This is a genomic window from Nocardioides potassii, assembly GCF_021648885.1.
Lineage (GTDB): Bacteria > Actinomycetota > Actinomycetes > Propionibacteriales > Nocardioidaceae > Nocardioides > Nocardioides potassii.
On the sequence record NZ_JAKJHZ010000005.1, the window covers coordinates 593,282 to 618,987 of the forward strand.

The 25,706-nt window shown below is 70.8% G+C and carries 23 protein-coding genes; 22 read left to right on the top strand and 1 reads right to left on the bottom strand.

Annotation, left to right across the window (positions count from 1 at the left end):
- Nucleotides 1-28: 28 nt before the first annotated feature.
- The 6 genes from ruvC to L2K70_RS07405 are packed head-to-tail and all read left to right on the top strand — an operon-like array spanning nt 29 to nt 5,464.
- Nucleotides 29-583: a crossover junction endodeoxyribonuclease RuvC gene (gene ruvC / locus L2K70_RS07380; RefSeq protein WP_236400866.1), complete on the top strand. Its 555-nt coding sequence runs from the start codon at nt 29-31 to the stop codon at nt 581-583.
- Nucleotides 580-1,179: a Holliday junction branch migration protein RuvA gene (ruvA, locus tag L2K70_RS07385; protein ID WP_236400868.1), complete on the top strand. Its 600-nt coding sequence runs from the start codon at nt 580-582 to the stop codon at nt 1,177-1,179. Before ruvC ends, ruvA begins: the two co-directional genes overlap by 4 nt.
- A 3-nt stretch (nt 1,180-1,182) precedes the next feature.
- Nucleotides 1,183-2,271 (top strand): Holliday junction branch migration DNA helicase RuvB, encoded by a 1,089-nt coding sequence (gene ruvB / locus L2K70_RS07390; RefSeq protein ID WP_236400870.1) that lies wholly within the window; start codon nt 1,183-1,185, stop codon nt 2,269-2,271.
- 49 nt (nt 2,272-2,320) lie between these two features.
- On the top strand, nt 2,321-2,611 hold the full coding sequence (gene yajC / locus L2K70_RS07395) for a preprotein translocase subunit YajC (protein ID WP_236400872.1): 291 nt from the start codon (nt 2,321-2,323) through the stop codon (nt 2,609-2,611).
- Complete coding sequence (locus tag L2K70_RS07400; protein WP_236400874.1) at nt 2,604-3,152, top strand: adenine phosphoribosyltransferase; 549 nt, start codon at nt 2,604-2,606, stop codon at nt 3,150-3,152. Before yajC ends, L2K70_RS07400 begins: the two co-directional genes overlap by 8 nt.
- A 29-nt stretch (nt 3,153-3,181) precedes the next feature.
- A complete protein-coding gene (locus L2K70_RS07405) occupies nt 3,182-5,464 on the top strand; it encodes a RelA/SpoT family protein (protein WP_236400876.1) in 2,283 nt (760 codons plus the stop codon).
- A 113-nt stretch (nt 5,465-5,577) separates the two neighbouring features.
- Here L2K70_RS07405 and L2K70_RS07410 read toward each other — a convergent pair whose 3' ends face one another.
- A complete protein-coding gene (locus L2K70_RS07410; RefSeq protein WP_236400878.1) occupies nt 5,578-6,825 on the bottom strand; it encodes a DUF349 domain-containing protein in 1,248 nt (415 codons plus the stop codon).
- A 115-nt stretch (nt 6,826-6,940) separates the two neighbouring features.
- Between L2K70_RS07410 and L2K70_RS07415 the strand changes: the two genes are divergently transcribed.
- The 16 genes from L2K70_RS07415 to L2K70_RS07490 all read left to right on the top strand — a co-directional run bounded on the left by L2K70_RS07415 (nt 6,941) and on the right by L2K70_RS07490 (nt 25,694).
- Nucleotides 6,941-7,627, top strand: coding sequence for an MBL fold metallo-hydrolase (locus L2K70_RS07415; RefSeq protein WP_236400880.1), 687 nt, complete (start codon nt 6,941-6,943; stop codon nt 7,625-7,627).
- On the top strand, nt 7,624-8,994 hold the full coding sequence (gene hisS, locus L2K70_RS07420; RefSeq protein WP_236400882.1) for a histidine--tRNA ligase: 1,371 nt from the start codon (nt 7,624-7,626) through the stop codon (nt 8,992-8,994). Before L2K70_RS07415 ends, hisS begins: the two co-directional genes overlap by 4 nt.
- Nucleotides 8,991-10,805, top strand: a complete 1,815-nt coding sequence (aspS, locus tag L2K70_RS07425; RefSeq protein WP_236400884.1) for an aspartate--tRNA ligase — start codon at nt 8,991-8,993, stop codon at nt 10,803-10,805. Before hisS ends, aspS begins: the two co-directional genes overlap by 4 nt.
- Before the next feature lie 242 nt (nt 10,806-11,047).
- Nucleotides 11,048-12,043, top strand: coding sequence for an ABC transporter permease (locus L2K70_RS07430; RefSeq protein WP_236400886.1), 996 nt, complete (start codon nt 11,048-11,050; stop codon nt 12,041-12,043).
- A 79-nt stretch (nt 12,044-12,122) separates the two neighbouring features.
- Nucleotides 12,123-13,898, top strand: a complete 1,776-nt coding sequence (locus tag L2K70_RS07435; RefSeq protein ID WP_236400887.1) for an ABC transporter substrate-binding protein — start codon at nt 12,123-12,125, stop codon at nt 13,896-13,898.
- 163 nt (nt 13,899-14,061) lie between these two features.
- Nucleotides 14,062-15,072: an ABC transporter permease gene (locus L2K70_RS07440; RefSeq protein WP_236400888.1), complete on the top strand. Its 1,011-nt coding sequence runs from the start codon at nt 14,062-14,064 to the stop codon at nt 15,070-15,072.
- Nucleotides 15,073-15,083: 11 nt separating this feature from the next.
- Nucleotides 15,084-16,184 (top strand): ABC transporter ATP-binding protein, encoded by a 1,101-nt coding sequence (locus L2K70_RS07445; RefSeq protein ID WP_236400890.1) that lies wholly within the window; start codon nt 15,084-15,086, stop codon nt 16,182-16,184.
- Nucleotides 16,181-17,524 (top strand): ABC transporter ATP-binding protein, encoded by a 1,344-nt coding sequence (locus tag L2K70_RS07450; RefSeq protein ID WP_303645852.1) that lies wholly within the window; start codon nt 16,181-16,183, stop codon nt 17,522-17,524. The genes L2K70_RS07445 and L2K70_RS07450 overlap by 4 nt, the downstream gene beginning before the upstream one ends.
- Before the next feature lie 36 nt (nt 17,525-17,560).
- The gene (locus L2K70_RS07455; RefSeq protein ID WP_372477475.1) at nt 17,561-18,940 is read left to right on the top strand and encodes a replication-associated recombination protein A; all 1,380 of its coding nucleotides are present in this window, start codon (nt 17,561-17,563) and stop codon (nt 18,938-18,940) included.
- A 9-nt stretch (nt 18,941-18,949) separates the two neighbouring features.
- On the top strand, nt 18,950-19,462 hold the full coding sequence (locus tag L2K70_RS07460) for a hypothetical protein (RefSeq protein WP_236400892.1): 513 nt from the start codon (nt 18,950-18,952) through the stop codon (nt 19,460-19,462).
- On the top strand, nt 19,462-19,725 hold the full coding sequence (locus tag L2K70_RS07465; protein WP_236400895.1) for a DUF6167 family protein: 264 nt from the start codon (nt 19,462-19,464) through the stop codon (nt 19,723-19,725). Before L2K70_RS07460 ends, L2K70_RS07465 begins: the two co-directional genes overlap by 1 nt.
- Complete coding sequence (gene alaS / locus L2K70_RS07470) at nt 19,725-22,421, top strand: alanine--tRNA ligase (protein ID WP_236400897.1); 2,697 nt, start codon at nt 19,725-19,727, stop codon at nt 22,419-22,421. The genes L2K70_RS07465 and alaS overlap by 1 nt, the downstream gene beginning before the upstream one ends.
- A 2-nt stretch (nt 22,422-22,423) precedes the next feature.
- Nucleotides 22,424-22,885 carry a Holliday junction resolvase RuvX gene (ruvX, locus tag L2K70_RS07475; protein ID WP_236400899.1) on the top strand — a complete coding sequence of 154 codons (462 nt, stop codon included), beginning with the start codon at nt 22,424-22,426 and terminating at the stop codon, nt 22,883-22,885.
- The gene (gene mltG, locus L2K70_RS07480) at nt 22,878-24,053 is read left to right on the top strand and encodes an endolytic transglycosylase MltG (RefSeq protein ID WP_236400901.1); all 1,176 of its coding nucleotides are present in this window, start codon (nt 22,878-22,880) and stop codon (nt 24,051-24,053) included. Before ruvX ends, mltG begins: the two co-directional genes overlap by 8 nt.
- A gap of 1 nt (nt 24,054) precedes the next feature.
- Complete coding sequence (locus L2K70_RS07485) at nt 24,055-24,915, top strand: shikimate dehydrogenase (protein WP_236400903.1); 861 nt, start codon at nt 24,055-24,057, stop codon at nt 24,913-24,915.
- Between the two features lie 8 nt (nt 24,916-24,923).
- Nucleotides 24,924-25,694, top strand: coding sequence for a prepilin peptidase (locus tag L2K70_RS07490; RefSeq protein ID WP_236400905.1), 771 nt, complete (start codon nt 24,924-24,926; stop codon nt 25,692-25,694).
- Nucleotides 25,695-25,706: the final 12 nt, after the last annotated feature.

Genomic DNA, 25,706 nt, shown 5'->3' on the forward strand with positions numbered 1-25,706 from the left:
GACGACGGCCAGGCGAGAGGTGTGACGCGTGCGGGTGCTCGGCATCGACCCCGGCCTCACGAGGTGCGGGGTCGGGGTGGTGGACGGCAGCGTCGGCCGCCCGCTCTCGATGGTGGACGTGGGCGTCATCCGCACGAGCGCGGACCTGCCGGTCGCCGAGCGCCTGGTCACGATCGAGAAGGGCCTCGACGCCTGGATCGAGGAGCACCGGCCGGACGCCGTCGCGGTCGAGCGGGTCTTCGCCCGCTCCGACTCCAGCACGATCATGGGGACGGCCCAGGCGAGCGGGATCGCGCTCGTGGTCGCGGCGCGGCGCGGGCTCCCCATCGCGATGCACACCCCCAGCGAGGTCAAGGCCGCGGTCTCCGGCAACGGTCGCGCCGACAAGGCCCAGGTCGGCGCGATGGTCGTCCGGATCCTGCGCCTGGCCGAGATGCCGAGGCCGGCCGACGCGGCCGACGCGCTGGCCCTCGCGATCACCCACGTGTGGCGCGGCTCGGCCAGCACCCGCCTCGAGGAGGCGGTGGCGAAGGCCAAGGCACAGGCGCACGCCCAGCGGAAGACACCAGTGAGGACCCGATGATCGCCTTCGTCCGCGGCGAGGTCGCCGCTGTCACGCTCACCAGCGCCGTCCTCGAGGTCGGGGGAGTGGGCCTCGAGCTCATGTGCACCCCCGGCACCCTCGCCACGCTGCGCGTCGGCCGGCCGGCCACGCTACCGACGAGCATGGTCGTGCGCGAGGACAGCCTGACGATCTTCGGCTTCCTCGACGACGACGAGAAGCAGGTGTTCGAGATCGTCCAGACCGCGTCGGGCGTCGGCCCCAAGGTGGCCCAGGCGATCGTCGCGGTGATGAGCCCCGACGACGTACGACGCGCGATCATGGCCGAGGACGTCAAGGCGCTCACCCGCGTGCCGGGCATCGGACAGAAGGGCGCGCAGCGGATCATCCTCGAGCTCAAGGACCGCATCGGCCCGCCGACCGGCGCCCACCCCGCGGCCGTCGACGCCAAGCCCCAGGAGGCGTGGCGCGACCAGGTCCAGCAGGGTCTGGTCGGTCTCGGCTGGTCGGCGAAGGAGTCGGAGAAGGCCGTCGAGGCTGTCGCCCCCGACGCCGGCGAGATGCCCGACGTCGGTGCGCTGATGCGCGCCGCGCTGCGCACCCTGAGCAAGGCGTAGGACATGAACTGGGACGACACGGACGAGGACGTCGAGCTCACCGAGGCCGAGCTCACCCACCTCCAGCGGCTGACCGACGCCGACGCCGACGGCGACGAGCGCGCGGTCGAGGCCGCGCTGCGTCCGAAGACCCTCGACGAGGTCGTCGGCCAGGCGCGGGTGCGCGACCAGCTCGGCCTGGTCCTCGAGGCCGCGCGCCGCAGGGGTCGTGCGCCCGACCACGTCCTGCTCTCCGGGCCGCCCGGGCTCGGCAAGACCACGCTCGCGATGATCATCGCCGCCGAGATGGGTACGCCGCTGCGCCTCACCAGCGGCCCCGCGATCACCCACGCCGGCGACCTCGCCGCCATCCTGTCCGGCCTCAACGAGGGCGACGTCCTCTTCGTCGACGAGATCCACCGCATGTCGCGGCCCGCCGAGGAGCTGCTCTACATGGCGATGGAGGACTTCCGCGTCGACGTCGTCATCGGCAAGGGCCCGGGCGCCACCGCGATCCCGATCGACATCCCGCCGTTCACCCTGGTCGGCGCCACCACCCGCGCCGGGCTGCTTCCCGGCCCGCTCCGCGACCGCTTCGGCTTCACCGCGCACCTCGAGTTCTACGAGCCCGACGAGCTCGACCAGATCGTCCACCGCTCCGCCGGACTGCTCGGGGTCCACCTCACCTCGGAGGGCTCGAGCGAGATCGCGAGCCGCTCGCGCGGCACGCCGCGCATCGCCAACCGCCTGCTGCGCCGCGTCCGCGACTACGCGCAGGTGCGCGCCGACGGCGTGCTCACGCTGCCCGTCGCGCAGGCCGCGCTGGACCTGTTCGAGGTCGACGAGTCGGGCCTCGACCGGCTCGACCGCGCGGTGCTCGACGTGCTGTGCCGTCGCTTCGGCGGGGGACCGGTCGGCATCTCGACGCTCGCGGTGGCGGTCGGCGAGGAGCGCGAGACGGTCGAGGAGGTGGCGGAGCCGTTCCTCGTCCGCACCGGCCTGCTCGCCCGTACGCCCCGGGGCCGGGTGGCGACGCCCGCGGCCTGGCACCACCTCGGCCTGACGCCCCCGCCGATGCCCACGGTCGACTCCACGCTCTTCGACGACGTGTAGGGCGCCGCTAGACTCCACGCGCTCACGCACCCCCTACGTCTGGAGACACGTGAACGACCTCGCCGCCCTTCTTCCCCTGGTCGCCATCCTGGCCCTCTTCTGGTTCATGGTGGTCCGCCCGCAGCAGCGCCGGCAGCGCGAGGTGACCGCGCTGCAGAACAGCATCGAGGTCGGCCAGCGCGTGATGATGTCGTCGGGCATCTACGGCACGATCCGCGCGGTCACCGACGACACGGCCCGCCTCGAGATCGCCCCCGGCACCGAGATCGAGATCGCCCGCGCGGCGATCGCGCGCGTCGACGAGCCGACGGCGCCCGACGGGCCGATCACCGATGCCTGACCGTCGTACGGCCCAGGAGGCGCTCGCCCGCCTCACCGTCGACGTCCCGGACTGGCCGCAGGAGGGCGTGACGTTCAAGGACATCACGCCGGTCCTGGCCGACCACCACGCCTTCTCCGCGATCATCGCCGCGCTCGCCGGGGCCGGTCGCGACGACCACGGCAACGTCGTGGTCGACAAGGTCGTCGGGATGGAGGCCCGCGGGTTCATCCTCGCCGCACCCGTCGCGCTCGCGCTCGGGATCGGCTTCGTGCCCGTTCGCAAGGCGGGCAAGCTCCCGCGCGAGACGCATGCCGTGTCCTACGCCTTGGAGTACGGCGAGGCGACGCTCGAGGTCCACCGCGACGCGATCACGCCGGGCGAGCGGGTGCTGGTGGTCGACGACGTCCTCGCCACCGGTGGCACCGTGGTCGCCACGCGGCAGCTCATCGAGGCCTGCGGCGCCACGGCGACCGGGGTCGCCGTGCTGATGGAGCTCGGCTTCCTCGACCCGCGCGCGAAGACCGGCGACCTGCCGGTCAGCACCCTGCTGACGATCTGACCCCGCGGCCCACTCACTAGACTTGGTGCATGGCGGAGGAGCAGGCACCGGTGCAGGAGGTCAGGGGACCCCTGACCGCGCGCGGCATGCGTGCCCGGCTCGCGCGCGTCGGGACCAAGGCGCCGTCCTCCAACCCGGTCCTCGAGCCGCTCTTCCGCGCCGTACGGGCCAACCACCCCAAGGCCGACCTCGCCCTCCTCGAGCGTGCCTACGCCGAGGCCGACAAGTGGCACACCGGCCAGATGCGCAAGAGCGGCGACCCCTACATCACCCACCCGCTGGCGGTGACCACGATCCTCGCCGACATCGGCATGACGGAGCCGACGCTCGTCGCCGCGCTGCTGCACGACACGGTCGAGGACACGCCCTACACGCTGGAGGCGTTGCGCGCCGACTTCGGTGACGAGGTCGCACTGCTGGTCGACGGCGTGACCAAGCTCGACAAGGTGCAGTACGGCGACTCGGCGCAGGCCGAGACCATCCGCAAGATGATCGTCGCGATGTCGCGCGACATCCGCGTGCTGGTGATCAAGCTCGCCGACCGGCTGCACAACATGCGCACCCTGCGCTACGTCCCGGCCGCCTCCCAGGAGCGCTCGTCGCGCGAGACCCTCGACATCTACGCCCCGCTGGCCCACCGGCTCGGCATGAACACGCTCAAGTGGGAGCTCGAGGACCTCGCCTTCGCGACCCTCCACCCCAAGATCTACGACGAGATCGTCCGGATGGTCGCCGAGCGGGCGCCCTCGCGCGACCAGTTCCTCGCCGAGGTCGTCACCGAGATCGAGCAGGACCTCAAGGCGGCGAAGATCAACGCCAAGGTCACCGGGCGACCCAAGCACTACTACTCGATCTACCAGAAGATGATCGTCGGCGGCCGCGACTTCTCCGACATCTACGACCTGGTCGGCATCCGGATCCTCGTCGACGAGGACCGCGACTGCTACAGCGCGCTCGGCGTGATCCACTCGCGCTGGAACCCGGTCCTGGGGCGGTTCAAGGACTACGTCGCGATGCCGAAGTTCAACATGTACCAGTCGCTCCACACGACGGTCATCGGCCCGGCCGGCAAGCCGGTCGAGGTGCAGATCCGCACCTTCGCCCAGCACCGTCGCGCGGAGTACGGCGTCGCGGCGCACTGGAAGTACAAGGAGAACAGCAAGGCCGGCGTGGACACCGACCGCCTCGGCGACAAGGACGACCTCACCTGGCTGCGCCAGCTCCTCGACTGGCAGAGCGAGGTCGAGGACCCGGGCGAGTTCCTGGAGTCGCTGCGGTTCGAGATGAACCAGCAGCAGGTCTACGTCTTCACGCCCCGCGGCGACGTCATCCCGCTGCCGATGGGTGCCACGCCCGTCGACTTCGCGTACGCCGTCCACACCGAGGTCGGCCACCACACCATCGGGTCGCGGGTCAACGGCCGACTGGTGCCGCTGGAGTCGACCCTCGACAACGGCGACGTGGTTGAGGTGTTCACCTCCAAGTCGCCCACGTCCGGCCCGTCGCGCGACTGGCTCAACTTCGTGCAGTCGCCCCGCGCCCGCTCCAAGATCCGCCAGTGGTTCACCAAGGAGCGGCGCGAGGAGGCGATCGAGCGCGGCAAGGACCAGATCGCCAAGCTGATGCGCAAGGAGGGACTGCCCCTCACGCGCCTGATGACCCACGACGTGCTGACGCTGGTCGCCGAGCACTTCCACCACGCCGACGTCTCCGCGCTCTACGCGGCGGTCGGCGAGGGCAACCTCAGCGCCCAGGCCGTCGTACGCCGCGTCATCGACCTGCACGGCGGCGACGACGGGGCGCAGGAGGACCTCTCCGAGGGCGTCACGATCACGGGGCGGCCGCGGGCCAAGCGCGCACCGACCGACTCCGGCGTCATCGTCAAGGGCGTCGACGACCTGTGGGTCAAGCTCGCCAAGTGCTGCACGCCCGTGCCGCCCGACCCCATCCTCGGCTTCGTCACCAAGGGCGGGGGAGTGTCGGTGCACCGCAAGGACTGCACCAACGCCGCCAGCCTTCTGGGCCAGCCCGAGCGGGTGCTCGAGGTGGAGTGGGCGCCGACCTCGCAGTCGACGTTCCTGGTCAACATCCAGGTCGAGGCCCTCGACCGCGCCCGCCTGCTCTCCGACATCACGATGGCGCTGTCCGACGCCCACGTGAACATCCTCAGCGCGACGCTGTCCACCACGCGTGACCGCGTGGCGAAGAGCCGGTTCTCCTTCGAGATGGCCGACGCGGCCCACCTCGACGGCGTGCTCCGCGCGGTGCGCGCCGTGCCCGGCGTCTTCGACGCCTACCGCGTCACCGCCTGAGACGTCGTCCGGAGGTTGAGGTGCGAGCGTAGCGAGCCTCGAAACCACGTCAGGTCGCGGGTCTCGAGGCTCGTCGCTAGCGCTCCTCGCGCCTCGACCAGCGAGAAGAGACGTCAGCTGAAGTCGGCCGACGCCTTCCGTGCCATGTCGAGGAAGGCCTGCTTGTTGGCGAGCTCGGACTCGAGGTCCTGGGCGCGCTTGGCGTCGCCGGCGGCAGTGGCCTTGTCGAGCTTGGCCTGCGTCTCGGCGATGCCGGCCTCGAGCTTGCCGATCATGTCGTCGGCGCGCGCCGACTTCTCCGGGTCGCTGCGGCTCCACTGCTCGTCCTCGACCGCGCGGATGGCCTGCTCGACCTTCCGCATCCGGGCCTCGAGCTCCTTCATCCGGTCGCGCGGCACCTTGCCGGCCTCGTCCCAGCGGTCGGCGAGCTCGCGGAACGACTTCTTCGCGGCCTCGACATCCGTGACGGGGACGAGCTTCTCGGCCTCGGCGAGGATCTCCTCCTTGACGACCGCGTTGGCGGCGAACTCCTGGTCGAGGGCCGCGTTGGTGGCGTCGCGCGCCCCGAAGAACGTGTCCTGCGCGGCGCGGAAGCGCTGCCACAGCTGGTCGTCGACCTCGCGCGGGGCGGGGCCGGCGGCCTTCCACTCGCGCATGAGGTCGCGGTACTTGCCGGCCGTCGGACCCCACTCGGTCGACGTCGACAGCGCCTCGGCCTCCTTGACCAGCCGCTCCTTGACCACCCGGGCGCCGTCGCGGCGCTCGTGCTCCTCGGCGAAGTGCGCCTTGCGGTGCCGGGTGTACGTCGTCCGCGCCGTGGAGAAGCGTCGCCACAGCGCGTCGTCGGTGGCCCGGTCCAGGCGAGGGAGCTCCTTCCAGGTCGCGAGCAGGTCGCGCAGCCGGTTGGCGCCGTTGCGCCAGTCGGTGCCCTCGGCCAGCTTCTCGGCCTCGGCGACCAGCTTCTCCTTCTCCGCCTTCGACGCCGCGGCCTTCTGCGCGCGCTCCTCCTTGCGGGCGCTGCGCTGGGCCGCGATCGCGGGCAGAAGGGCGTCGAGCCGCGCCGCGAGCGACACCAGGTCACCGACCGCGTGGGCGTCGACGACCTGCTCACGCAGCGCCTTCACCGACGAGCCCGCCTCCTCGGGCGCGAGCCGCCCGGACGCGACCCGCTGCTCGAGCAGGTGCACCTTGCCCTCGAGCTCGTCGAAGCGCTTGGTGAAGAACTCCAGGGCCTCCTTGGGCGTGCCCGCCTCGTAGGACCCGACGGAACGCTCTCCGTCAGCCGTGCGGACGTAGACGGTGCCGTCCTCGGCGACGCGACCCCAGGGGGCGTCGTCCCGTGACTGCTTGTCGGAGCTCATGGTCGCCCATCGTAGTCATGGTCCGGACCGCCCTCGGTAGGCTTCCCACCTGAGCGGATGGGACGATCGTGTCGTCCCCGCGACCACCTCGAGCATCTAGCAAGGACTGACGCCTGTGTTCATCGCTGGCTTCCCCGCCGGACCGTGGGGGACCAACTGCTACGTCGTCGCGACGGGTCCGGGCGCCGAGTGCGTCGTCATCGATCCCGGCAAGGACGCGGCCGACGGCGTCGCCCAGGTCGTCCGCGAGCACAAGCTCAAGCCGGTCTCGGTCCTCGTCACCCACGGGCACGTCGACCACATGTGGTGCGTCGCACCGGTCGCCGGCACCTACGACGCCACCGCGTGGATCCACCCCGCCGACCGCCACCTGCTGAGCGACCCGATGGCGGGGATGAGTCGTGAGACGACGCAGATGCTGCTGGGCGGCGACTACTCGTGGGCCGAGCCCGACGACGTGCGCGAGCTCGACGACCTCGCCGAGCTCGACCTGGCCGGGCTGAGGTTCGTCGTCGACCACACGCCGGGGCACACCGAGGGCTCGGTGACCTTCCGTACGCCCTACGCGCAGCAGGACGTCTCCGAGCTGATGTTCTCCGGCGACCTGCTCTTCGCGGGCTCCATCGGCCGCACCGACCTGCCCGGCGGCGACCACACCACGATGCTGCGCAGCCTCACCGACAAGGTGCTGCCGCTGGCCGACGACATCGTCGTGCTGCCCGGCCACGGCGAGCAGACCTCGATCGGGCGCGAGCGCGCGACCAACCCCTTCCTCCAGGACCTCCGGCAGGACACAGCATGAGCAGGATCGCCCCCCTCAGCGGGTTCCCCGAGCTGCTGCCCGCGCAGCGCGCCGTCGAGCGTGAGGTCATCGCGTCGCTGTCGCGCACCTTCGAGCTGCACGGCTTCGCCAACATCGAGACGCGGGTCGTCGAGCCCATCGACCGCCTGGCCAAGGGCGGCGAGGTCGACAAGGAGATCTACGTCCTCCAGCGCCTGGCCGCCGAGCCGGACGCGAAGGCCGAGCTGGGCATGCACTTCGACCTGACCGTGCCGTTCGCGCGCTACGTCCTCGAGCACGCCGGGCACCTCGAGTTCCCCTTCCGGCGCTTCCAGGTGCAGCCCGCCTGGCGCGGCGAGCGACCCCAGGAGGGCCGCTTCCGGCAGTTCACGCAGGCCGACGTCGACATCGTGGGGCGCGACGAGCTGCCGTTCCACCACGACATCGAGGTGATGTCGGTGATGGTGGACGCGCTCAGCCGCCTCGCGATCCCGCGGCTGTCGTTCCAGTTCAACAACCGCAAGCTCATCCAGGGGTTCTACCGCGGCCTCGGCATCGACGACGTCACCGACGCGATCCGGGTGATCGACAAGCTCGACAAGCTCCCGGCCGACGAGGTCGCGCGGATGCTGGTCGAGCGCGTCGGCACCACGCCCGAGCAGGCCCAGCGCTGCCTCGAGCTGGCGACGATCCGGGTCCCCGACGACTCGTTCGTCGAGCGGGTCCGCGCGCTCGGGGTGAGCGACGAGCTGCTCGACCAGGGCCTCGACGAGCTCGCGGCCGTGGTCCGGGGCTGCCGTGCCGTCGCGGGCGACCGCGTCGACGTCGAGGCCAACCTGCGCATCGCGCGCGGGCTCGACTACTACACCGGCACCGTCGTGGAGGTCTTCATGGCCGGCTACGAGCGGCTCAAGTCCGTCGGCGGCGGAGGACGCTACGACGCCCTCGCCAGCGACGGTCGGACGACCTATCCGGGGGTCGGGGTGTCCTTCGGCGTCTCCCGCACGTTGATCCCGCTCATCACCGACGGCGTGCTGTCCGGCAGCCGCCCGGTGCCGAGCGCCGTCCTGGTCGCCCTCAACACCGAGGACGACCGCGCCGTCAGCACGCAGGTGGCGTCCGCCCTCCGGTCCCGGGAAATCGCTTGCGAGGTGGCCCCGTCACCAGCGAAGTTCGGCAAGCAGATCCGCTTCGCCGAGCGCCGCGGCATCCCCTTCGTCTGGTTCGTCCAGCCGGACGGAAGCCACCAGGTCAAGGACATCCGGTCCGGCGAGCAGGTCGACGCCGACCCGCGCGCCTGGACCCCGCCGGAGGAGGACGTCCGGCCCACCATCATCAGCACCGCCACCCCCAGCAGCACCGCACGTGACACCGAGGAGAACCAGTGATCCGCACCCATGACGCCGGCGCCCTGCGCGCCGAGAACGTCGGCCAGACCGTCACCCTCGCCGGGTGGGTGGCGCGCCGACGTGATCACGGGGGAGTGGCGTTCCTCGACCTCCGCGAGGCCAGCGGCGTGGTCCAGGTCGTCGTCCGTGACGAGGAGGTCGCCCACAGCCTCCGCAGCGAGTTCTGCATCAAGGTCACCGGCGAGGTCGTCGCCCGCAAGGACGGCAACCAGAACCCCAACCTCGCCACGGGCGACATCGAGGTGGTGGCCACCGACCTCGAGGTGCTGTCCACCTCCGACCCGCTGCCGTTCCCGATCGACGACGCCTCCGGCCACAAGGGCGGCGAGGTCGGCGAGGAGGCGCGCCTCAAGCACCGCTACCTCGACCTGCGCCGCTCCGGCCCTGCTGCGGCGCTGCGGCTGCGCTCGAAGATCAACAAGGCCGCCCGCGACGTGCTCGACGCCCGTGACTTCGTCGAGGTCGAGACGCCGACCCTGACCCGCTCGACCCCCGAGGGCGCGCGCGACTTCCTCGTACCGGCCCGGCTCGCCCCCGGCAGCTGGTACGCGCTGCCGCAGAGCCCCCAGCTGTTCAAGCAGCTGCTGATGGTCGGTGGCATGGAGCGCTACTACCAGATCGCGCGCTGCTACCGCGACGAGGACTTCCGCGCCGACCGCCAGCCCGAGTTCACCCAGCTCGACATCGAGATGAGCTTCGTCGACCAGGAGGACGTGCTCACGCTGATGGAGGACGTCCTCGAGGCGATGTGGGCGCAGGCCGGCCACACCATCGAGCGCCCGATCCCGCGGATGACGTACGCCGACGCGATGGCGCGGTTCGGCTCCGACAAGCCCGACCTGCGGATGGGCCTCGAGCTCGTCGACTGCACGGACTACTTCAAGGACACGTCGTTCCGCGTGTTCTCGCCCGACAACGCCGCCTACGTCGGCGCCGTCGTGATGCCCGGCGGCGGCAGCCAGCCCCGGCGCCAGTTCGACGCGTGGCAGGACTGGGCCAAGCAGCGCGGCGCCAAGGGACTGGCGTACGTCACCGTCGCCGAGGACGGGGAGCTCGGGGGACCGGTCGCCAAGAACCTCACCGACGCCGAGCGGTCGGGCCTGGTGGCCCACGTCGGCGCGGCGCCGGGCGACTGCATCTTCTTCGCTGCCGGCCCCGTCAAGAGCAGCCGCGCGCTGCTCGGCGCCGCCCGCCTGGAGATCGGGCGTCGTCTCGACCTCCTCGACGACTCGACGTTCGCCTTCACGTGGGTCGTGGACGCACCGCTCTTCGAGCCGAGCTCCGACGCCGTCGCCAGTGGTGACGTCGCCGTCGGCGCCGGCGCCTGGACCGCGGTGCACCACGCCTTCACCAGCCCGAAGGAGGAGTTCCTCGACACCTTCGACACCGACCCGGGCAGCGCGCTGGCCTACGCCTACGACATCGTCTGCAACGGCAACGAGCTCGGCGGGGGGTCCATCCGTATCCACCGGGGCGACGTGCAGAAGCGTGTCTTCTCCGTGATGGGCCTCGGGGAGGAGGAGGCGCAGGAGAAGTTCGGCTTCCTCCTGGACGCCTTCAAGTTCGGCGCGCCGCCGCACGGCGGCATCGCCGTCGGCATGGACCGGATCGTGGCGCTGCTCGCGGGCAGCGACTCGATCCGCGACGTGATCGCCTTCCCCAAGTCCGGTGGCGGGTACGACCCGCTGACGGCCGCCCCGGCGCCGATCACGCCGGAGCAGCGCAAGGAGGCGGGCGTCGACGCCGTCCCCGGAGGCGACGACGCACCTTCCGCCTCGGCGCACAACTGACCAGAGAACCTCCTGTCGCGCGGGTGATCCCTCGCAACTTCGCCGGTCCTCGGAGCGGCGGCGTGGTGAATGCGTCGTAACTGGATCGTTACGCGCCAGTGATCGTCCGTGCGGCACGGGTCACATACAGTCCTGTCTCGGCACCGACCCCCGGGTGATCCCCGACCGGTGCCGTGGACAGTCCCGAACCAGATGGGGAGAGCATGTCGGCAGACACTGCAGGACCGGAGACGCTGGGCTCGTTGAGCACGGAGCCGGAGCAGCAGGATCCCAACAGCCAGCAGGCCAAGGAGATCTCCGGCAAGTCGCCGCTGCGGATCGCGCTGGGCCGTCTCGCCCGCGACAAGATCGCCGTCATCTGTGCCGTCGTGGTGCTGTTCTTCGTGCTCTGCGCAGTGTTCGCGGGCCCCATCTGCCACCTCTTCGGCGTGAGCCTGGAGACCCCGCTCGCCAGCGAGCGCGTCGACGGCCTCAACCAGGGCCTGCCGAAGCCCTCGATGGGTCCGCCCAACGGTCCCTTCACGTGGGACCACCCGATGGGTGTCGCGCCGCGCACCGGTGAGGACAACCTGGCCTACTGGCTCTACGGGTGCCGCGTCTCGCTCACCATCGCCACCACCGCGACGATCTTCGCCAGCCTCGTCGGCGTGGTCGTCGGGCTGCTCGCCGGCTTCCTCGGCGGGGCGGTCGACAAGGTCCTGTCGTTCTTCATCGACCTGTTCCTCACCATCCCGTTCCTGCTCGCCGCGCTGACCATCGCGCCGATCATCAACGACCGCTACAACCTGTCGGACAACTACTCGACCATCCAGAAGACGGCGCTGATCATGGTGCTCTCGATCTTCGGGTGGATGGGCACGGCGCGCCTGATCCGTGGTGAGGTCATCACCCTGCGCGAGCGCGAGTTCGTGCAGGCGGCCCGCGTGATGGGCATGCCGACGGGGCGCATCCTGTTCAAGGAGCTGCTGCCCAACCTCGCGGCCCCCATCATCATCAGCATCTCCCTGATGCTGCCGACGTTCGTCGCCCTCGAGGCCGGCCTGGCCTTCCTCGGCATCGGCGTCACCGACGGCGTCTCGTGGGGCCAGATGATCCTCAAGGGCACCAACCTGACGTTCTTCCGGGAGTACCCGCAGTACCTGTGGCAGCCCCTGCTGGGCATCGTCGCGCTGGTGCTCTCCCTCAACCTCCTGGGCGACGCGGTCCGCGACGCCCTCGACCCCAAGACCCGCCGCTGAGCCACCCGGCTCGACGAGGGTCCCTGCACGCGCCGGAGACGCCGTCCTCGGTGAGAACAAAAAGGAAAGGCTGGACAGCATGAAGCGGAACAAGCCGCTCGCGCTCGTCGCTGGAGCCGCTCTTCTGACCCTCGCTGCCTGTGGCGGCGGCTCGTCGGACGACGGTGGATCCAACGGCGGGGGCAAGGAAAGGGAGTTCGGCGACCAGACCGGCGGGACCAAGGACGCTGAGCGTCAGGGTCCGGCTGCCGACGTCGAGGGTGCGACCGCCGGTGGGACCATCACGGTCTACCTGCCGGGCGACCCGGGCCCCGACTCGCTCGACCCGACCGGCGGCTGGTCCGTCACGGGCAACTCCATCCAGCAGGCGCTCACGAGCCGCTCGCTGACCCAGTACGTCCGCGACAACGAGACCGGCGACCCCGTCCTGGTCCCCGACCTCGCGACCGACCTGGGCACGCCCAACGACGACTTCACGGAGTGGACCTTCACCATCCGTGACGACGCGACGTGGGAGGACGGCCAGCCCGTCACCGCCGACGAGGTCGCGTTCGGCATCTGCCGCTCGCTCGACTCCGACGCGTTCCCGTCGGGTCCGGGCACCGAGTACTCCAAGACGTACTTCGAGGGTGCTGCGGACTACAAGGGCCCGTACACCGGCAAGGACCCCAAGTGCGAGAAGTGGTCCGGCATCTCGGTCGACGGCCAGGACATCACCATCAAGATGGCCAAGCCGTTCCCGGACATGGACTACTGGGGCGCGTTCATGGCGATGGGTCCGGCTCCGCTGGGCAACGCCTCGAAGCCGCCGAACTACGGCAACAAGCCGCTGTCCAACGGTCCCTACAAGGTCGACAGCTACAAGCCCAACGAGGAGCTCGTGCTGGTCAAGAACGACCAGTGGGCGGCTGACTCGGACCCGGGGCGTCACCAGTACGCCGACGAGTTCGTGTTCAAGTTCAACCAGGACCAGGCCAAGGTCGACGAGATCATGCTCTCGGACAACTCCGACAGCCAGACCGCGATCTCGACGGGCCTCGGTTCGGACAAGTACAACGACGCGAACGGCCAGCTGGGCGACCGCCTGGTGCAGCAGACCTCGCAGTGCGTGTCCACGCTGACGCCCGACTACACCAAGATCACCGACATCAACGTCCGCAAGGCGCTCGCCTACGCGTACCCCTACGAGGACGTCTGGATCGCCGGTGGCGAGGTCCCGGGTGTGACCCGCATCCCCGCCAACTCGGTCATGCCTCCCGGCATGGCGGGCAAGAAGGAGTTCCAGGTCGACGGTGAGCAGATCACCTACGACCCCGAGAAGGCCAAGGCCCTCCTCGAGGAGGCCGGCGTCGAGATGCCGTACCCGATCACGATGGTCTACTACGAGGTCGACCCGCTGGCCGTGGCCACGCAGGAGCAGATCACCAAGGGCTTCGAGGCCAGCGGCTTCAAGGTCAAGGCCATCCCGGTCCAGGACTCGCCCTACAACATCTGGCTCGACCCGGACAACAAGGTCAACAAGACCCTCAACCTCCGTGGCGTGAACTGGTGCTCGGACTGGCCCGCCGGTTCGACGATGATCCCGCCGCTGCTCAAGACGGGCGCTGTCTACAACACCGCCCAGTTCTCCGAGAGCTCGGTCGACGACGAGATGGACAACATCGCGACCATGCCGCTCGAGGACCAGGCCGGCGCCTGGGGCGACCTGGACGAGAAGATCATGACGGAGTACTTCCCGATCATCCCGACCGCGTTCCGCAACGACCTGTTCGTCTTCGGCAGCAAGGTCGGCAACCCGACGGGCGACGGCTCCATCGGCGCCCCGAACTACAAGGACGTCTACGTCATGCAGTGATCCTGGTGCTCTCGCACCACCTGAGAGCACCGCGTAGTTCCCAGCAACACAGTTGACGTGTGGGGGCTCCCTGACCGGGAGCCCCCACACGGCAGCCCGGACCCGGTAGGCTTCCTGCCTCGGGGGGTCCGACTCATCCACCATCCCCGGAGAGTGACCTGCGATGTTCGCGTATGTCGTGAAGCGCCTGATCTCGGGAGTCCTGGTCGTGACCCTGGTCTCGATCGCGATCTTCCTGCTGTTCTGGTACGGACCCTCGAGCCCGGCGCAGCCCATCTGTGACCGAGAGACCAGCAACCGCTGCTCGGCGGCCAAGCTGGAGATCTACGAGCGGACGCTGGGTTACGACAACCCCGTCTACGAGGAGTACGGCAAGTACGTCAAGGGCATCTTCGTCGGACGCACGCTCACGATCGCCTCCAACGAGTACGACTGCAGCGCGCCGTGCTTGGGCCTCAGCTTCCGCACCAAGCAGCCGGTCAAGGAGGAGCTGGTCTCGCGGATCCCCGCGACCTTCTCGATCGCCATCGGAGGAGCGTTCCTCTACCTCCTCTTCGGCGTCCCCATCGGGGTCGCCGCCGCGCGCAGACGCGGCACCGTGGCCGACAAGGCCCTGGTCTCGAGCTTCCTGTTCATCAGCTCGATCCCCTACTACCTCTTCGCCCTGCTGACCTGGCTCTACCTCACGATCACGTTCGAGGTGCCGTTCTTCAGCGACACGGGCTACTTCCCGATCACCCAGGACGGACCGTTCAAGTGGTTCAGCGGGTTGTTCCTGGCGTGGGTGGCCCTCGGCATCTTCGGGTGCACCCAGTACACGCGATTCACGCGAGGTGCGATGGTCGAGGCGCTCAGCGAGGACTACATCCGCACGGCGAAGGCCAAGGGCCTGCCCACGCGGACCATCGTCTACCGGCACGGGCTGCGCGCCGCGCTCGTGCCCGTCGTGACCATCTTCGGCATCGACTTCGGCACCCTGCTGGCCGGCACGATCTTCACCGAGCGGATCTTCGAGGTCCAGGGCATCGGCTGGTGGAGCCTCGAGGCCGTGCAGGGGCGTGACCTGCCCGTCGTCCAGGCGACCGCGCTCTTCAGCGCCGTCGTCCTGATCATCTCCAACCTGCTCGTCGACGTTGTCTACAGCGTCCTCGACCCGAGGGTGAGGCTTTCGTGACCAGCGTTCCCATGACCCAGTCGTCCGCCGCCGATCGCGACGCGCACGACGGGCCCTACCTCCAGGTCGAGGACCTGAAGGTGACGTTCCCGACGCAGGACGGTCCGGTGACCGCCGTGCAGGGGCTGACCTACTCGGTGGAGAAGGGCAAGACCCTCGGCATCGTCGGGGAGTCCGGCTCCGGCAAGTCGGTGTCGAGCATGGCCGTGATGGGCCTGCACGACGCGAAGTCGGCCCAGATCTCGGGCTCGATCCGCGTCGGCGGCACCGAGGTCGTCGGCCTCAGCGAGTCGAAGATGCGTGACCTGCGCGGCAACTCGATGGCGATGATCTTCCAGGACGCCCTGGCCGCGCTGCACCCGTTCTACAAGATCGGCGGACAGCTCGAGGAGGCCTACCTGGTCCACCACTCGAGCGCGTCCAAGCGCGATGCCCGCCGCAAGGCGATCGAGATGCTCGACCGGGTCGGCATCCCGCAGCCGGACCGGCGTGTGGACGACTTCCCGCACCAGTTCTCGGGCGGCATGCGTCAGCGCGCCATGATCGCGATGGGCCTGATCAACGACCCGTCGCTGCTCATCGCGGACGAGCCGACCACCGCCCTCGACGTGACGGTGCAGGCGCAGATCCTGGACCTGCTCCAGGACCTCCAGCGTGAGTTCAACTCCGCGGTCATCATCATCACCCACGACCTCGGCGTGATCGCCGAGATGGCCGACGACGTGCTCGTGATGTACGCCGGTCGCTGCGTGGAGTACGGCACGACGAAGCAGATCCTCACCGCGCCGGAGATGCCCTACACGTGGGGACTGCTCTCCAGCATCCCGGACGTGAGCGCGTCGACCGACGCGCGGCTGATCCCGATCCCGGGCAACCCGCCGAGCCTGCTCCGACCGCCGTCGGGCTGCTCGTTCCACCCGCGCTGCGTGCACTCCGACAAGGTGCCCGGCGACCTCTGCAGCACCCAGCTGCCCGAGCTGCTGCCGGCGAGCTCCGGCACGGCCCACCTCAAGCGCTGCCACCTCGCGGACCCGGTCGGGGTCTACCAGAGCGAGGTGCTTCCCGAGATCGCCCCCGAGCTCGTCGACGAGCTGAGTGAGGAGACCCGATGACGCAGGACCCCAACGCCCGCTCCGAGATCGAGCCGACCGAGGTCGGGGCCAACGCGGCCGAGACCGGCGAGCGGCGCCTCACCGAGGAGCACAGCCCGGAGACCCCGGACACCTACGGCTCGCACGAGATCGGGATCGAGGACCTGGACTTCGCGACGCTCGCCGAGCAGGGGCACACCGCGACCGAGCTCGACCCGGACGCACCGGCGGTGCTCACGGTGGACAACCTGAAGATGTACTTCCCGGTCAAGTCCTCGGGCGTCGTGCGCCGCACGATCGGCCACGTGCAGGCCGTCGACGGGATCTCGTTCGAGGTCCCCAAGGGCGGCTCGCTGGGCCTGGTGGGGGAGTCCGGCTGTGGCAAGTCCACGACCGGCCGCCTGATCACCCGGCTCTACAAGCCGACCGGCGGGTCGATGATGTTCGACGGCCAGGACCTCGCCAAGCTCTCCAGCCGCGAGATGAAGCCGCTGCGCCGTGACGTGCAGATGATCTTCCAGGACCCCTACACCTCGCTGAACCCGCGCCACACGGTCGGCTCGATCGTCGGGGCGCCCCTCGAGGTCCACGACATCGTGCCGAAGAACCAGGTCCTCAAGCGGGTCCAGGAGCTCCTGGAGGTCGTGGGTCTCAACCCCGAGCACTACAACCGCTACCCCAACGAGTTCTCCGGCGGCCAGCGCCAGCGCATCGGCATCGCGCGCGCGCTGACCCTGAACCCGAAGGTCCTGGTCGCCGACGAGCCGGTCTCCGCGCTCGACGTGTCGATCCAGGCGCAGGTCGTCAACCTGCTGCAGGACATCCAGGCCGAGTTCGACGTGGCGTTCCTCTTCATCGCCCACGATCTGGCGATCGTGCGGCACTTCTGTCCCGAGGTCGCGGTGATGTACCTGGGCAAGATCGTCGAGATCGGCGACCGCGAGACGATCTACGGCAAGCCGCACCACCCCTACACCCAGGCGCTCCTGTCCGCCGTGCCCGACGTGAAGCAGGCCGCGGTGGGCGGGCGTCGCGAGCGCATCCGGCTCGAGGGCGACGTCCCGTCCCCGATCAACCCGCCCTCGGGGTGCCGGTTCCGCACGCGGTGCCAGTTCGCCCAGGAGATCTGCGCCAAGGTCGAGCCGCCGCTGCTGCAGATCGGCAAGCGGCACAAGGTCGCCTGCCACTTCGCCGGCGAGCTGGGCTCGCACCCCGCGACACCGATCACCACCGAGCTCCTCGGCGTCGACGACCAGGGTTCCCCGGTGCCGGGGGCCACGCCGACCAACACGCAGCACACGATCCCGGGCTACGAGAAGACCTGGTACGACCTGAGGACGAAGCAGACGACGGGGGTCTGACCTCCGCCGTCCGACCCGCAGGGGATACTCGCCCTCGTGGACGGCCTGTTCGAGATTCCGGGCGCGGGGCAGCCCGCGCCCGGAGCCGTTCCCGGGAGCGGGTCGCTCGGCGCCAACACGCACGCGTCCGCGCCGCTCGCGGTGCGCATGCGACCACGCACCATCGACGAGCTGGTCGGGCAGCAGCAGCTGCGCGCCGCCGGCTCGCCCCTGCGGCGCCTGATCGAGGGCGACCAGTCGATGTCGCTGCTGCTGTGGGGGCCGCCCGGGACGGGCAAGACGACCATCGCCGCGATCGTCAGCCAGCAGACCAGCCGGCGCTTCGTCGAGGTGTCGGCGGTCTCCGCGGGCGTCAAGGAGGTCCGGGCCGCGATCGACGGAGCACGCGCCGAGCTCGTCCGGACCGGCCAGGAGACGGTGCTCTTCGTCGACGAGGTGCACCGCTTCAGCAAGGCCCAGCAGGACGCGCTGCTGCCCGGCGTGGAGAACCGCTGGGTCACGCTCATCGCCGCGACCACCGAGAACCCGTTCTTCTCGGTCATCTCCCCCCTGCTCTCGCGCAGCCTGCTGCTGCGGCTCCAGTCGCTGACCGACGACGACGTCGCCGAGGTCATCGACCTGGCGCTCACCGACGAGCGCGGGCTCGGCGGCGAGACCGGGCTCGACGACGACGCCCGCGCCCACCTCGTACGGCTGGCGGGTGGGGACGCACGGCGGGCGCTGACCTACCTGGAGGCGGCCGCCGGCGCCGCGGCGAGCACCGGGCTCGACACCATCGACCTCGCGACCGCCGAGACCGCGGTCGACCAGGCGGCCGTGCGCTACGACCGCCAGGGCGACCAGCACTACGACGTCATCAGCGCCTTCATCAAGTCGATCCGCGGCTCCGACGTCGACGCCGCCCTGCACTACCTCGCGCGGATGATCGAGGCCGGCGAGGACCCGCGGTTCATCGCGCGCCGGCTCGTCATCAGCGCGAGCGAGGACATCGGCCTCGCCGACCCGACCGCGCTCCCGACCGCGGTCGCGGCGGCGCAGGCCGTCCAGCTGATCGGGATGCCCGAGGCCCGGCTCAACCTCGCGCAGGCGACCATCGCGCTGGCCGTGGCTGCCAAGTCCAACGCGGTGACGACCGCGATCGACGCCGCGCAGGCCGACGTACGCGCCGGCAGGATCGGGCAGGTCCCGCCCCACCTCCGCGACGGGCACTACCCGGGGGCGGCCAGGCTCGGCCACGCGTCCGGCGCGGCGAAGCCCTACGTCTACAGCCACGACGCGCCCTACGGCATCGCCGAGCAGCAGTACGCCCCCGACGAGCTCACCGACGCCACCTACTACCGGCCGACCGCCCTCGGGGCCGAGGCCGCGGTGAAGGAGCGCTGGGAGCGGGTCCGCCGCATCGTCCGGGGCTTGTAGGCTCGCCCGGTGACTTCGGAGCAGGTGTGGCTGGCTGCCGCGGGTGCAGTGGCGCTCGCCGCGCTGGTCCTCGCGCTGCTCGGCCTGCGACGAGCTCGGCGCGCCGAGTCCCTCGTGGCCTCGCTCGCCGAGCGGGTCGCGGCCCTCGATCTGCCTGTCGCCGGGAGCCCGCGGCCGGTGGCCGACAGCGCGGGCGGCGCCGACACGAGCGCGTACGTCATCACCCGCCTGGACGACGGCGGCCGCGAGGTGGCGCCCGAGCAGGTACCGGTAGCGGTGCCCATCGACGGCCGGCTGTTCGTCGACGTCGTCGCCCGCGAGACCGTGGTCAAGGCCGCCTCGTGGACGGCCGGCGTGCGCCGGGCCCTCGCTCCCGAGACCCGCAACCGGATCCGTTTCCACGTGCGCCAGGAGACGAGGCGAGCCGGTCGCGAGCGCCGCGCGGAGACCAAGCAGGCGCTGCGTGAGTTCCGCGCGCGCGAGCGAGCCGCCGCAGCAGCACCGGGGGAGGACGTCGCCTGATGGGTCGCCCACTCTGGTTCGTGGCCGGGGCGGGGGTCGGGGTGTACGCCGCTGCCCGCGCCCGGCGGGTCGCCGAGACGCTGACCGCCGACGGCCTGCGCGACCGCGTCCGGGGGTGGCAGGTCGGCGCGCGGATGTTCGCCGACGAGGTCAACGCCGGTCGCGCCGAACGTGAAACCGAGTTGCGGGAGCAGCTCGGGCTCCGGCCTCATGGTGTACCCGAGCTGACCAGCAAGCCCGACGAGATGAAGGACCCGCACTGATGGACACCGCCGAGATCCGCCGCCGCTTCCTCGCGCACTTCGAGGCCGCCGGACACGCCGTGGTGCCCTCCGCCTCGCTGCTCGCCGACGACCCGAACCTGCTGTTCGTCAACGCCGGCATGGTGCCGTTCAAGCCCTACTTCCTGGGCCAGGAGACGCCGCAGTGGGACCGCGCCACGAGCGTCCAGAAGTGCATCCGCACACCCGACATCGAGGACGTCGGCAAGACGACCCGCCACGGCACGTTCTTCGAGATGTGTGGCAACTTCTCGTTCGGCGACTACTTCAAGGAAGGCGCCATCGAGCTGGCCTGGACGCTGATCACCAAGCCGGTCGACGAGGGTGGCTTCGGCCTGGAGGTGGACCGGCTCTACCCGTCGGTGCTGGTCGGGGACGACGAGGCGATCAGCCTCTGGATGAAGGTCACCGGCCTGCCCGAGGAGCGCATCGTCCAGCTCGGCAACAAGGAGAACTACTGGTCGATGGGCGTGCCCGGCCCCGGCGGGCCGTGCTCGGAGATCCTCTACGACCGCGGCCCGGACTTCGGTCCCGACTTCGACCCGACGACCCTCGGCCCCGACATGCCCGTCGAGCTCGAGGACCGGCTGCTCGAGATCTGGAACCTCGTCTTCATGCAGGACGAGCTCAGCGCCGTACGGTCCAAGTCCGACTTCGACATCTCCGGATCGCTGCCGCGCAAGAACATCGACACCGGCATGGGCCTCGACCGCGTGGCGCTGCTCCTGCAGGGCAAGCAGAACATGTACGAGATCGACGTCATGTACGGCGTGATCGCCAAGGCCGAGGAGATGACCGGGAAGACGTACGGCGCCGACGCAGGCGACGACGTGCGCTTCCGCGTGATCGCCGACCACGTCCGCTCCTCGATGATGCTCATCGGCGACGGCGTGACGCCTGGCAACGACGGGCGCGGCTACGTGCTGCGACGGCTGCTGCGCCGCGCCGTGCGGTCCATGCGCCTGCTGGGCTGCGAGGACCGGGTGCTGCCCGAGCTGATGCCGGTCTCGCGCGACGTGATGGGGCAGACCTACGACAACCTCCTCACCGACTGGCCGCGCATCTCGCAGGTCGCCTTCGCCGAGGAGGACGCCTTCCGCAAGACGCTCCAGTCCGGCACCCAGATCTTCGACACCGCCGCCGCCGAGGTGAAGCAGACGGGTGGGACGACGCTGTCCGGCGAGCGCGCGTTCGCGCTGCACGACACCTACGGCTTCCCGATCGACCTCACCCTCGAGATGGCCGCCGAGGCCGGGCTGACCGTCGACGAGCAGGGCTTCCGCGGCCTGATGGCCGAGCAGCGCGAGCGGGCGAAGGCCGATGCCCGCGCCAAGAAGGGCGCGCACGGCGACACGGCCGTCTACCGCGGGATCCTCGACGAGCACGGCCCGACCGAGTGGCTGGCCTACGAGACCCTCGAGACCGAGTCGCGCCCGCTGGCCGTCCTGAGCGGGGGAGCGGCGACGCAGCGCCTCGCCGAGGGCGAGATCGGCGAGCTGGTGCTCGACCGGACCCCGTTCTACGCCGAGTCCGGTGGCCAGGTCGCCGACGCCGGCGAGATCGTCTTCGACGGCGGCCGCCTCGAGGTCATCGACGTGCAGCGCCCGATCAAGGGCCTCGTCGTCCACCAGGTGCGCGTGCTCGAGGGTGAGCTCGACGCGGGTCGCGAGGTCCACGCCCGCGTCGACCCCGAGTGGCGCATCGGTGCGCGCCAGGCCCACTCCGGCACGCACGTGGTCCACGCCGCGCTGCGTGAGGTGCTCGGCCCCACGGCGCTCCAGTCCGGCTCCTACAACCGTCCCGGCTACCTCCGCCTCGACTTCGGCTGGACGCAGGGCCTGAGCCCGCAGCAGGTCCGCGACATCGAGCAGGTCTCGCAGCAGGCACTGCGCGCCGACCTCGCGGTCTCGTGGGACTACATGACCCTCGACCAGGCCAAGGAGTGGGGCGCCATCGCCCTCTTCGGCGAGACCTACGACAACACCAAGGTGCGCGTCGTCGAGATCGGCGGCCCGTGGTCGCGCGAGCTCTGCGGTGGCACGCACGTCGACCACTCCTCGCAGATCGGCACCGTCGTGGTGACCGGTGAGACGAGCGTCGGCTCGGGCAACCGCCGCATCGAGGCGCTCACCGGCGTCGAGGGCTTCGCCTACCTCGCCCGCGAGCGCGACGTGGTCGCCCAGCTGACCGGCGTCCTCAAGACGCAGCCCGACGACCTCGTCGGTCGCGTGCAGGGCCTGACCGAGCGGCTCAAGGTCGCCGAGAAGGAGCTCGAGAAGGCCCGTCTCGCGCAGCTGCTGGGCGCCAGCGCCGAGCTCGCGGCCCGTGCGGAGCAGGTCGGCCCGGTCAAGGTGGTGGCCCACCGCGCCGACGGCGCCGGCGGGGGCGACGTACGCAACCTGGCGATGGACGTGCGCGGACGCCTGCCGCAGGGCGAGGCGGGCGTGGTCGTCATCATCGGCAGCGCCGACGGCAGGGTGTCCGTCGTCGCCGCGACCAACGACGAGGCCCGCGCGCGCGGCCTGTCCGCGGGCGAGCTCGTGCGTGCCGTCGGTCCGCTGCTCGGCGGCAAGGGTGGTGGCAAGGACGACGTCGCCCAGGGTGGCGGCAGCGACGCCTCGCGCATCGACGAGGCCCTCGCGCTGGTGACCTCCGAGGTCGCCCGGGTGGCGGGCTGAGCATGCGCACCGGGGTCCGGCTGGGGATCGACCCGGGTGACGCCCGGATCGGTGTCGCGAGCAGCGACCCCTCCGGCTTCCTGGCCACCCCGGTCGAGACGGTGCGCCGCGGCGGTGGCGACGTACGGCGTCTCGCCGAGCTCGTCGCCGAGCGGGAGGCGGTGGAGGTGGTCGTCGGGCTCCCGCGCTCCCTCAGCGGCGGTGAAGGACCGGCGGCCGCGAAGGTGCGTGCGTTCGCCGCGCGCCTGGCTCGCCGAGTTGCACCCGTCCCTGTCAGGCTGTGTGATGAACGACTGACCACGGTGTCGGCCGAGCAGGTCCTGCGCGAGCAGGGCCGCAACGGGGCCAAGCGACGCGCCGTGGTGGACCAAGCAGCAGCGGTGCTGATCCTGCAGACTGCGCTCGACAGCGAGCGTCTGCGCGGAGAGCCACCGGGAGAGATCGTCGAGGTGACGGATGAGTGAGCGCGGGACCGACCCCGACGAGGTGGGCTTCGACGACGCCGACCGCGAGGACGACTACGAGTACGTCCTCGGTGGCAAGCGTCGCAAGGGTCGCGGCCTCAAGGGCTGCCTGGCCGTCATCATCGCGCTCGCCGTCCTCGTGGGCGGCTTCTACGTCGGGCTCACCAAGGGCGTCTCGTGGGTCGCCGACCAGTTCCAGGGACCGGAGGACTACCCGGGACCGGGCACGGGCAAGGTCGAGTTCACCGTCAACGAGGGCGACGTCACCGCCCAGATCGGCCGCAACCTCAAGGCCGCCGGCATCACGGCGTCCGTGCAGGCCTTCATCGACGCGTGCAGCGAGGAGTGCAGCGGGATCCAGGTCGGCGACTACGAGCTCCAGAAGCAGATGAGCGCCGCCGACGTCAAGGAGGTCCTCGTCGACCCGGCCAACCTCATCGGCTTCCCGACCGTGACCGTCCCCGAGGGCCTGCGGCTCACCGAGATCTTCTCCACGCTCGCCGAGAACACCGACTTCTCGGAGGGCGCGTTCGAGAAGGCGGCCGAGTCCGGGAAGATCGGCCTGCCCGACTACGCCAACGGCAACGCCGAGGGCTACCTGTTCCCGGCGACCTACGAGGTCAAGCCGGGGATGAAGCCCGTGGCGATCCTCAAGATGATGGTCGCGCGCTGGCAGGAGGCCGCCGACGCGGCCGACCTCGAGACGAAGGCAGCGGAGCTGGGGCACACGCCCGCCGAGCTGATGATCATCGCCTCGCTCATCCAGGCCGAGGGTCGCGGCGACGACATGCCCAAGATCTCGCGGGTCATCTACAACCGCCTCGACGGCCCCGGCGACAAGGGCGGCACCAACGGCACGCTCGGCATCGACGCGTCCATCGCCTACGGCCTCGGGCTCTCGCCCGGCTCGACAGAGCTCACGCCCGACCAGCTGGCCGAGGACACCCCCTACAACACGCGCATCAACGCCGGCCTGCCGCCGACGCCGATCGAGGCGCCGGGCGACGACGCGATCGCGGCGGCCGCCAACCCGGCCGAGGGCAACTGGTACTACTACGTCACGGTCGACCTCTCGACCGGTGAGACCAAGTTCTACGAGGACTACGACGGCTTCCTCGAGGGTCGCGACGAGTACAAGGCCTACTGCGACACCTCGGACCGCTGCTGACGTGGACCGGGCACGGCGCTGCGGGGTCCTCGGCGACCCGGTCGCGCACTCGCTGTCACCGGCGCTGCACCGGGCGGCCTACGCGGAGCTCGGGCTGGACTGGTCCTACGACGCCCACCGGGTGCAGGCGGGCGGGCTGGCGTTTTTCCTGGCCGGCCTCGGGCCGGAGTGGCGGGGGCTGTCGCTGACGATGCCGCTCAAGCGAGAGGCGGTGGCGCTGGCCGACGAGGTCAGCGACCGTGCGCGGCTCGCGGGGGCGGTCAACACGCTCGTCCTCACCGACGGGGTGAGGGTCGGCGACAACACCGACCTCCCCGGCGCGGTCGCCGCCCTTCGGGAGCGTACGACGACGCCGCTGGCGTCCGCGGTCGTCCTCGGTGGCGGCGCGACCGCCACCTCGGTCGGGCTGGCGCTGGTCGAGCTCGGGGTCACGTCGATCCGGGTCGCCGTACGGGACGAGGGGCGGGCCGCCGAGACGCTCACCGCCCTGCGCGCCCACCCGGCTGGGCCGGAGGTCACCGCCGAGCCCCTGGTCGGCGGACGGTGGAGCGGCGAGCCCGACCTACCGGCCGCCGGCTCCACTGTCGACGTCCTGGTCTCCACGATCCCGGCCTCGGCACAGACCACCGCCCTCGTCGAGCGGTGGCGCGACGTCCCCGTCGTCTTCGAGGCGCTCTACGACCCGTGGCCCACCCCGCTGGCCGCGTCGGCGCGGTCGTCCGGCCGGGTCCTCGTCGGCGGGCTCGACCTGCTCGTCCACCAGGCGGCGCTCCAGCTCGAGCTGTTCACCGGCCTCACCGCGCCGCTCGACACGATGCGTGAAACGGGCGAACGCGCCCTCGCGGCCCGCCGTCCCGCTTGAATGACCCCGTGAACGAGACCCTCCTCGCGGCCGTGGTCGGCCTGCTCGTCGCCGGTCTCGGCGGCCTGCTGGTGCCCGCGCTGATCTCGAGCGTGCCGGAGCCCGCGCCGAAGGAGGCCGAGCCCGAGCCGGAGCACGCACCCGAGGAGGACCGGCCGCTCGCGGAACCGGCGGCGGAGGAGCCGCCGAAGATGCTCTACGCCGACATCGCGACCCACCGAGGCCTGCGCTGGCGCAGCGTCCTGGCCTGCGCCGTGGCCGGTGGGCTGATCGGTGCGGCGACCGGGCTGGACTGGTCGCTGGTGTGGTTGCTCCCGCTGACGCCCGTCGCCGTGGCCCTCGCGGTCATCGACTGGCACACCAAGCTGCTGCCCCGTCGGATCGTCGTCCCGGCGACGCTCGCCGCGATCGTCGCGGTGGTCGTCGTGGGTCTCGCCACCGACGAGCGCGACGCACTGGTGCGGGCACTGGTCGCGATGCTCGTCGTCCGGACGTTCTTCTGGGTGCTGTGGTTCGTCCGCTCGGCCGGGATGGGCTTCGGCGACGTCCGGCTCGCGGCCCTCGTCGGACTGGTCCTCGGCTGGGTCGGCTGGGGCGCGGTGGCGATCGGGCTCTGGTCCTCCTTCCTCCTCTTCGCGGTGCCCGCCCTCGTGGTGTTGCTCGCGCGCCGCGACCGGACGCTGCTCAAGCGGTCGTTCCCCTTCGGGCCGTTCATGGTGCTCGGCACGCTCGTGGGTCTCGTCTGGGGGACTCCGCTCGCCGAGCTCATGTGGGGCTGAGAGACTGGGGCC

Excerpts from the sequence above, each read along its gene's own strand:
- alaS (WP_236400897.1), top strand. The coding sequence starts at position 19,725 with ATGGACACCGCCGAGATCCGCCGCCGCTTCCTCGCGCACTTCGAGGCC.
- hisS (WP_236400882.1), top strand. The coding sequence starts at position 7,624 with ATGAGCAGGATCGCCCCCCTCAGCGGGTTCCCCGAGCTGCTGCCCGCG.
- L2K70_RS07440 (WP_236400888.1), top strand. The coding sequence starts at position 14,062 with ATGTTCGCGTATGTCGTGAAGCGCCTGATCTCGGGAGTCCTGGTCGTG.
- L2K70_RS07400 (WP_236400874.1), top strand. The coding sequence starts at position 2,604 with ATGCCTGACCGTCGTACGGCCCAGGAGGCGCTCGCCCGCCTCACCGTC.
- L2K70_RS07405 (WP_236400876.1), top strand. The coding sequence starts at position 3,182 with ATGGCGGAGGAGCAGGCACCGGTGCAGGAGGTCAGGGGACCCCTGACC.
- L2K70_RS07465 (WP_236400895.1), top strand. The coding sequence starts at position 19,462 with ATGGGTCGCCCACTCTGGTTCGTGGCCGGGGCGGGGGTCGGGGTGTAC.
- L2K70_RS07450 (WP_303645852.1), top strand. The coding sequence starts at position 16,181 with ATGACGCAGGACCCCAACGCCCGCTCCGAGATCGAGCCGACCGAGGTC.
- L2K70_RS07410 (WP_236400878.1), bottom strand. The coding sequence starts at position 6,825 with ATGAGCTCCGACAAGCAGTCACGGGACGACGCCCCCTGGGGTCGCGTC.
- L2K70_RS07435 (WP_236400887.1), top strand. The coding sequence starts at position 12,123 with ATGAAGCGGAACAAGCCGCTCGCGCTCGTCGCTGGAGCCGCTCTTCTG.
- L2K70_RS07445 (WP_236400890.1), top strand. The coding sequence starts at position 15,084 with ATGACCCAGTCGTCCGCCGCCGATCGCGACGCGCACGACGGGCCCTAC.
- ruvA (WP_236400868.1), top strand. The coding sequence starts at position 580 with ATGATCGCCTTCGTCCGCGGCGAGGTCGCCGCTGTCACGCTCACCAGC.
- mltG (WP_236400901.1), top strand. The coding sequence starts at position 22,878 with ATGAGTGAGCGCGGGACCGACCCCGACGAGGTGGGCTTCGACGACGCC.
- ruvX (WP_236400899.1), top strand. The coding sequence starts at position 22,424 with ATGCGCACCGGGGTCCGGCTGGGGATCGACCCGGGTGACGCCCGGATC.
- ruvB (WP_236400870.1), top strand. The coding sequence starts at position 1,183 with ATGAACTGGGACGACACGGACGAGGACGTCGAGCTCACCGAGGCCGAG.